Source organism: Bacillus sp. AFS002410 (assembly GCF_002556365.1).
GTDB lineage: Bacteria > Bacillota > Bacilli > Bacillales > Bacillaceae_G > Gottfriedia.
This window is the reverse complement of the sequence record NZ_NUEU01000030.1, coordinates 41,490-49,992: the sequence shown is the minus strand read 5'-3', so window position 1 is coordinate 49,992 and position 8,503 is coordinate 41,490. Positions and strand designations below refer to the sequence as shown.

The window sequence follows — 8,503 nt, the reverse complement described above, 5'->3', positions numbered from 1 at the left end:
ACCGGAGGGGTAGCGAAGTGGCTAAACGCGGCGGACTGTAAATCCGCTCCCTGTGGGTTCGGCGGTTCGAATCCGTCCCCCTCCACCATTTATTGTTGGGCTATAGCCAAGCGGTAAGGCAACGGATTTTGATTCCGTCATGCCCTGGTTCGAATCCAGGTAGCCCAGCCATTTTTTTTAATCGTAATTTATTACGAGCCATTAGCTCAGTTGGTAGAGCATCTGACTTTTAATCAGAGGGTCGAAGGTTCGAATCCTTCATGGCTCACTCTTTTTTTTTATGTGCGGAAGTAGTTCAGTGGTAGAATACAACCTTGCCAAGGTTGGGGTCGCGGGTTCGAGCCCCGTCTTCCGCTTATTTCCTACAATATAATGGGGCCTTAGCTCAGCTGGGAGAGCGCCTGCCTTGCACGCAGGAGGTCAGCGGTTCGATCCCGCTAGGCTCCACCAATATACATAAAGTTTAACCTTAGTCAAATGACTAAGGTTTTTTGTTGCTTAAATTCATATACTATACTTGATGAAAATGCATATGTATACAAAAAAATGTCGAGTTGACCCATTTGTTTCAAAAGATTTAAACTATTAATATAATTAGAAACTTTATTAGTCAAAAATTATTTTTTTCTAAGCTAAGTAAGCGTTTTCTAAATAGGAATTCAGACGATGGGGGAAATTAAAATGTTAAAAGATATTTCAATTATTGGGGTACCATTAGATTTAGGACAAACAAGACGCGGAGTAGATATGGGGCCAAGTGCAATTAGATACGCACAATTACACGAACGCGTTGAAAGAATGTCTTATCATGTTGAAGACTTAGGAGACATTTTAGTAGAACGTACACCAGTTAAAGAAGATAATTCAGAACACAATTTAAAGAACTTAAAATCTGTAAAAGAAACATGCGAAAAGCTTGCTGCTGAAGTAGATGATGTAATTCGAAGAAATAGAATGCCATTAGTTCTTGGTGGAGATCACAGTATTGCAATCGGTACATTAGCTGGTGTATCAAAACATTATAATAATCTTGGTCTAATTTGGTTTGATGCACACGGAGACTTAAATACAGCGGAAACTTCACCTTCTGGAAATATTCATGGAATGTCATTGGCTGTTTCTTTAGGTCATGGACATGATTTATTAACGAAAATAGGTGGATACTTCCCTAAAGTAAAACCAGAGAATGTAATAATCATTGGTGCACGTGATCTTGATGAAGGTGAAAGAGCAATTATCAAAGAATTGGGTATTAAAGTTTACACAATGCATGAAATTGATAAATTAGGAATGACGAAAGTAATGGAAGAAAGCATTGACCATTTAAAAAATTGCGATGGTGTACACTTATCATTAGACCTTGATGGACTAGATCCGATTCATGTTCCAGGAGTTGGTACACCTGTACCTGGGGGAATCACTTATAGAGAAGGTCATTTAGCAATGGAAATGCTATCAGAAGCTGATATTATTACTTCTATTGAATTTGTAGAAGTTAACCCAATATTAGACGAAAAAAATAGAACAGCAATCGTAGCTGTTGCATTAATAGGCTCATTACTTGGTGAAAAACTACTGTAACGTACAATTAGGAATATACTCTACAAAAAAGCTAGCATTTGCTAGCTTTTTTGTATTGAAATATAAAGTTAAGTGGATAGTTAATATTGTTAGAAGGCTAGGCTCCAGTTAATAGCTTATAAGATCGGGATTGGTAAACTTACGGAGTAATTAAATGATATTCTGCTCTATGTATAGGGTATTAAACTTTTTTTAAAAGTGTCTGATGGAAGAAAGGTAATGGGTAATAGCGAGGCTGATAAAGACCCCGTAGACGCGCTAAAGTAGGCTTAGGTCAGCTCCATAAAAAGAGAGCACACTGTAGTGGAAAACAACACCATACTGCCGTTTAACCTTGTCATTACGAGATATAAATTGAAGATACTTATGAAAGGTCACGCGATCGTAAACGTAAAATACCGTGAATATGAAAATTACATACTCAAGAAGGGGATGAGCAATAAAAAAGTACATAGGTGGTAAGAACATACTCGTAAAGGGACCTTGAGTAAGGAAAAGAGTATAAAAATGAACAAATGAAACTCATAAAGGATTCATGAGTTAAAAAAAAGAGAATAGATGAAAATAACTTACTCATAAAGGCCTCACGAGTAAGATCATAAGTAAAAATATGAAAATTACATACGCATAACAAGCAATAATACAAATCCACTAAAACCACCCTGACCATGTCGAACACCTGACAAACTCATTTTCAACGCAATAAAAAAAGCTAAACTCAGCTAGCTTATCTTTGTATCAATTTCACTAGAAAAAAGTCAGGTAAAACTTCCTGTATAAAAGGGTAATAATCAAAAAAATATAAGTGAAATGAGAGTGTTTCTTCTATTAAGTAAGTAGGTCAACAGATATGGATTTTGTAATTGTATTTAATATTGCTTAAATAGTAGTAAAAGGAATGTTAAATTATTAAATAACTCACAAATTTTGTGTAATACAAAAATATGGTATAATACTCAAGATACAGTTTTATTCTATAGAATTGGGAGGGTAAAAGGTGCCTTCTTTACATATAAATTTTTTACAATATTTACAAAATGGATTAGATATACTAATAGTTTGGTTTGTTATTTATAGATTAATTATCATCATTCAGGGGACAAAGGCTGTCCAATTATTAAAAGGTGTCACGATTATTATCGTGGTGAAAGTGTTAAGTAGTTTATTTGGGTTACATACTTTACAGTTCTTAATGGATCAAGCATTAACCTGGGGATTCTTAGCGGTTATTATTATTTTCCAGCCAGAGCTAAGAAGAGCGTTAGAGCAACTTGGACGTGGTCGTTTCTTCTCAAGGGCTGCTGGTAATGGCATTAATGATCGAAATGATATTGTTGAGAATATTGCTAAGGCCACTGAATACATGGCAAAACGAAGAATAGGTGCACTTATTTCATTTGAGAGACAAACCGGCATGGGTGACTATATAGAATCGGGTATTCGAATGAATGCAAATTTATCTTCTGAATTACTGATCAATATTTTCATACCAAATACACCTCTTCATGACGGAGCGGTGATTATTCAAGGTGAAAAAATTACAGCAGCTGCATGTTACTTACCTTTATCTGAGAGTGCATTTATTTCAAAGGAATTGGGAACAAGGCATCGTGCTGCAGTTGGGATCAGTGAAGTTACTGATAGTATTACGATTGTGGTTTCAGAAGAAACAGGTGCAGTATCAGTAGCTAAGAATGGAAATCTATACAGAGAGTTGTCAAAAGACGAACTTGTAAACTTATTAAATTTGGAACTAAAGTCGCCAGAAGAGTCCAATACATCTAAATGGAATTGGAAGGTAAAACGTAATGGATAATTTTATGGATAATCGTTGGATATTAAGAGGAATCGCATTATTAGTAACGTTATTACTATTTATGTCTGTCAATTTAGTTCCACAATCAAGTTCATCTGGATTAGGTGACATACCGTTTGTAAATAACAAGGAATTAGTGCGGGATGTTCCTGTTACGCCAATTTACGATCAGCGCAATCTAATCGTTACTGGAATTCCGAAGAACGTTTCAGTGCAATTAGATGGGCCTAATAGTATTGTTAAAACTGCAGAAATGAAGAAAGATTTCGAAGTGTATTTGGATTTAACTTCTTATGCTTTAGGTACATATGACGTGCCTTTAAAAATTAGAAATATTTCAGATAAAATTAAAGCAACCATTAAACCTAGAACAGTTAGGGTAACGATTAATGAAAAGATTGAAAAAGCCGTTTCAGTTAACGTTGTTTATCTAAATGAAAAAAATATTAAACATGGCTATAAAGCAGAGAATGCACTTGTAAAACCAGGTTCAGTCACAATTATTGGTTCGTCAAATGAAGTTTCACAGGTGGCATATGCGAGAGTTTATGTAGATGTTACTGATGCCAATCAAACGTTTAGTCAGGTCTTACCTGTTAAATTATATAATAAAAGAGGTACACTGCTTTCAGTTTATACGCAACCGAAAAAAGTTGAAGTAACTGTCCCAATTGTTTCCGAAAGTGCTAATTATCCAATCACATTAGTTCAAACAGGTACACTTATGGAAGGGTTAAAATTAAGCAGTCTTACGAGTAAAGTTAATGAAATAAAAATTTATGCCTCTAAGGACTGGTTGGACAAGTTTAAGGGTCCTATTGAGGTACCAGTAGACCTATCATCAATTAATCAAAGTGGCACATACGAAGTAAATATACCTACTCCAGATGGTGCATTTAGAGTAGACCCAGGCACTATTAACATTGACGTTAGTTTTGATGAAGAAATAGAAAAGAGCTTTAGTAATATCCCGATTAATCTAGTAGGCGAGGACGATCAACTTACATATAAGTTTATTAAACCTTCTACAGGAAAATTAATAGTTACAGCAAAGGGATTTAAAGATGATCTGGACGCAATAAAAGCAAGCGATTTACAAATCACAGCAAAAGTTAATGGACTAGATCCAGGAACTAGAGATGTTGCGCTTTCTATTACTGGTCCGAAAGGTGTTATGTATAGCTTAGAGTTTGATAAAATATCGACTGAAATTGCTGATAAAAAATCGGCACAAACTGAACCTGACGAGAATTCAGACGAAGGCGATGTAGGACAGTCATCGAATTAGAAGGAGAGTTAAAATGGGTAAATATTTTGGTACTGATGGTGTACGAGGAGTTGCGAATAAAGAGTTAACTCCTGAATTAGCATATAAAATTGGACGCTGCGGCGGTTATGTTTTAACAAAAAATAATGTCAAACCTAAAATTATTGTTGGGCGTGATACGCGTGTATCTGGACACATGCTTGAAGGTGCACTAGTTGCAGGTTTATTATCAATTGGTGCTGAAGTAATGAGACTAGGCGTTATTTCTACACCAGGTGTTGCTTATTTAACAAAAGCGCTAGGAGCACAAGCTGGAGTTATGATTTCAGCTTCGCATAATCCTGTTGCAGACAATGGTATTAAGTTTTTTGGTCCAGACGGATTTAAATTATTGGATGAGCAAGAAGAAGAAATTGAAGAATTAATGGATGCAGAAGTAGATAAGCTACCAAGACCAACAGGTAATGATTTATGCCAAGTTAGTGATTATTTTGAAGGTGGTCAAAAATACCTACAATTCCTTAAAAATACAATTGATGAGGATTTCTCAGGTCTATTAGTTGCTCTTGATTGTGCACATGGTGCTACTTCTTCATTAGCTCCGTATTTATTTGCAGATTTAGAAGCGGATATCGTTACGATGGGAACAAATCCGAGTGGCTTTAATATAAATGACGGTGTGGGTTCAACACATCCAGAGGCGTTAGCAGCACTTGTAAAAGAAAAAGGAGCTGACATCGGTTTATCATTTGACGGAGATGGTGATCGTCTAATTGCAATTGACGAAAAAGGTGAAATCGTTGATGGTGACCAAATCATGTATATTTGTGCAAAATATTTAAACGAGAAAGGTCGTTTAAAACAAAATACAATTGTTTCAACAGTTATGAGTAACTTAGGTTTCTACAAAGCAGTAGAAACAAATGGAATGAAAAGTGCTGTAACAGGTGTTGGTGATCGCTACGTGATGGAAGAGATGAGAAAAAATGGCTTCAATCTTGGTGGTGAGCAATCAGGACATATCATCTTTTTAGATCATATTACGACTGGTGATGGTATGTTAAGTGCAATTCAACTCGTAAGTATTGTTAAAGAAACAGGAAAAACTCTATCTCAATTAGCTGGAGAAATGAAAAAATATCCACAATTATTAATTAATGTACGTGTAACAGATAAAAACGAAGCGCTAAATAATGAGCGTATCAAAGGGATCATTGCTGAAGTAGAAGAAGAGATGAACGGCAACGGTCGTATTTTAGTTCGTCCTTCTGGTACAGAACCACTAATTCGTGTAATGGCTGAAGCGCCTTCTGAAGCAGAGTGCAAACAGTACGTAGAACGCATTGTTGCAGTTGTAAAAGAAGAAGTTGGAGAATAAAAAATAAATTTATGCATAGATGAGCACTTTTGTGTAAGTCTATGCATATTTTTATTATATAAACAACTGTTCTATCATTTTCTTCCAATATTTTTGTTGACCATTTTAAATAGCGTATAGTATAGTTGTTTTATTGTTTTCCTAACAAGGAAGGAGTATTGAAACAATAAAGGTTAAAAAAAGCGCCAGAACTACACAGGACGAGAAAGTGTAGTTGACGAGGTGGAGTTTTATCGAATTTTCGGCGGATGACTCCCGGTTGATGTATCACAACCGAAATTATTTATGTAAAACACATAGGTGACTGTGTGCACAAACGTAAATAATCTGATACACCGTTTAACAAATACAAATGAACTCGCTTTATGAGCGGAATATGAAAGGTAGGTGGATATTGCTTGTAAGTCCTCTACCATTATTAAACATGACGAGGGAATAGAAAATTTAATAATTAAACGGTTAGGAAAACAGCGTTCCATTCCTATACTTTTTGTATGTCTTGTTTTAGGACTTACTAAGCAATAGTTAATTATGTGTGGAATCGTTGGATATATTGGAAATGATAATGCGAAAGAAATTTTATTAAAAGGTTTAGAGAAATTAGAGTATCGTGGTTACGATTCTGCTGGGATTTCTCTTTTAACTGACAATGGTGTAGAAGTTTATAAAGAAAAAGGTAGAATTGCTGTATTACGCAAATCAATCCCTACTAAAGCGGACGGAAATGTTGGTATTGGTCATACAAGATGGGCAACACATGGTGCTCCAAGTAAACGTAATGCGCATCCTCATCAAAGCTCTACTGAACGTTTTACACTAGTTCATAACGGCGTTATCGAGAACGATGTACAATTAAAAAACGATTATTTAAATGAAATTGAATTTACAAGTGATACAGATACTGAAGTAATTGTTCAGTTAGTTGAGCTATATATTAAAAAAGGTTTAACAGTGCTTGATGCATTTAGAGAAACACTTAAGCTTCTTAAAGGTTCATATGCAATTGCGTTATTAGATAAACAAAATGATGATGTAATTTATGTAGCAAAAAACAAAAGCCCATTACTTGTTGGTGTTGGTGAAGAGTTTAATGTTATTGCATCTGATGCGATGGCAATGTTACAAATTACTGATCAATTTATTGAATTGATGGATAAAGAAGTTATTTTAGTTACTAAAGACAAAGTTCAATTAATGGATCTTAACGGAAATATGATAGAACGTGCTCCATATACTGCGGAAATTGACGCAAGCGATATCGAAAAAGGAACTTACCCTCATTTCATGTTAAAAGAAACAGATGAGCAGCCTTTAGTAATCCGCAATATTATCCAAAAGTACCAAAATGAAAGTGGCGAGCTTGTAATTGACTCAGAAATTAATGCGGCTTTGGCAGCAGCTGATCGATTATATATCGTAGCTTGTGGAACTAGTTATCATGCTGGTCTTGTTGGAAAACAATTTATTGAAAAATTAGCAGGTATTCCTGTAGAAGTTCATGTTGCAAGTGAATTCTCTTACAATATGCCATTACTATCAGAAAAACCATTATTCATTTATATTTCACAAAGTGGCGAAACAGCTGATAGTAGAGCATGTCTAGTACAAACAAATAAATTAGGCCACAAAGCAATTACAATTACAAACGTTCCAGGATCAACATTATCACGTGAAGCTGATTATACTTTAGCTTTACACGCGGGTCCTGAAATCGCTGTTGCATCGACTAAAGCATATACTGCTCAATTAGCAGTACTTTCTATTGTTGCAAATGCTCTTGCAAAAGAAAAAGGAAAAACAGTTAACTTTAACTTAGTTAAAGAACTTGGAATTGTAGCAAATGCAATGGAATCAATTACAAACCAAAAAGAAGAGTTTGAAAAAATTGCTTCAGAATATTTAGCTACAACTCGTAATGCATTCTTCATCGGTCGTAACGTAGATTACTTCGTATGTTTAGAAGGCGCATTAAAATTAAAAGAAATTTCTTACATCCAAGCAGAAGGATTTGCTGGTGGAGAATTAAAACACGGAACAATCGCTTTAATCGAAGAAGGTACTCCAATCTTCGCACTAGCTACACAGGAATCAGTAAACTTAAACATTCGTGGTAATGTAAAAGAGGTTGTCGCTCGTGGAGCTAACCCTTGTATCATTTCAATGGAAGGTTTAAATATGGAAGGTGACCGCTTCATTCTACCAAAAGTACAAGAAGAATTATCACCAATCCTTTCAGTAGTACCATTACAATTAATTTCTTACTTTGCTGCATTACATCGTGGTTGTGATGTTGATAAACCACGTAACCTAGCAAAATCAGTTACAGTTGAATAATCAAATTAGTGATTTTACTGCAAATGAACAACAGATTTGAAAATAAAAACTGAACAGGGAGTGTAAAATGATGGTCAAATTTAACGATGAAAATATCATTCCTACAAAAGACGATTTTCATGTTAGT

The 8,503-nt window shown here is 35.2% G+C and carries 5 protein-coding genes and 5 tRNA genes; all 10 read left to right on the top strand.

The window, feature by feature from the left end:
* Positions 1-3 precede the first annotated feature (3 nt).
* The 10 genes from CN692_RS17405 (at position 4) to glmS (ending at position 8,376) form a co-directional block, all read left to right on the top strand.
* Positions 4-88 (top strand) — tRNA-Tyr (locus CN692_RS17405).
* An 8-nt stretch (positions 89-96) separates the two neighbouring features.
* Positions 97-171 (top strand) — tRNA-Gln (locus tag CN692_RS17400).
* Positions 172-195: 24 nt separating this feature from the next.
* Positions 196-268: transfer RNA gene (locus tag CN692_RS17395), tRNA-Lys, on the top strand.
* 16 nt (positions 269-284) lie between these two features.
* Positions 285-356, top strand: a tRNA-Gly gene (locus CN692_RS17390).
* Positions 357-374: 18 nt separating this feature from the next.
* A tRNA-Ala gene (locus CN692_RS17385) sits at positions 375-450 on the top strand.
* 231 nt (positions 451-681) lie between these two features.
* Positions 682-1,581, top strand: a complete 900-nt coding sequence (rocF, locus tag CN692_RS17380) for an arginase (RefSeq protein ID WP_098120422.1) — start codon at positions 682-684, stop codon at positions 1,579-1,581.
* 997 nt (positions 1,582-2,578) lie between these two features.
* Complete coding sequence (gene cdaA, locus CN692_RS17375; RefSeq protein ID WP_098120421.1) at positions 2,579-3,397, top strand: diadenylate cyclase CdaA; 819 nt, start codon at positions 2,579-2,581, stop codon at positions 3,395-3,397.
* Entirely contained in the window at positions 3,390-4,685 is a 1,296-nt protein-coding gene (locus CN692_RS17370; protein WP_098120420.1) for a CdaR family protein, read from the top strand. The genes cdaA and CN692_RS17370 overlap by 8 nt, the downstream gene beginning before the upstream one ends.
* Before the next feature lie 13 nt (positions 4,686-4,698).
* Positions 4,699-6,042 carry a phosphoglucosamine mutase gene (glmM, locus tag CN692_RS17365; protein WP_098120419.1) on the top strand — a complete coding sequence of 448 codons (1,344 nt, stop codon included), beginning with the start codon at positions 4,699-4,701 and terminating at the stop codon, positions 6,040-6,042.
* A 531-nt stretch (positions 6,043-6,573) separates the two neighbouring features.
* The gene (gene glmS, locus CN692_RS17360) at positions 6,574-8,376 is read left to right on the top strand and encodes a glutamine--fructose-6-phosphate transaminase (isomerizing) (protein ID WP_098120418.1); all 1,803 of its coding nucleotides are present in this window, start codon (positions 6,574-6,576) and stop codon (positions 8,374-8,376) included.
* Positions 8,377-8,503: the final 127 nt, after the last annotated feature.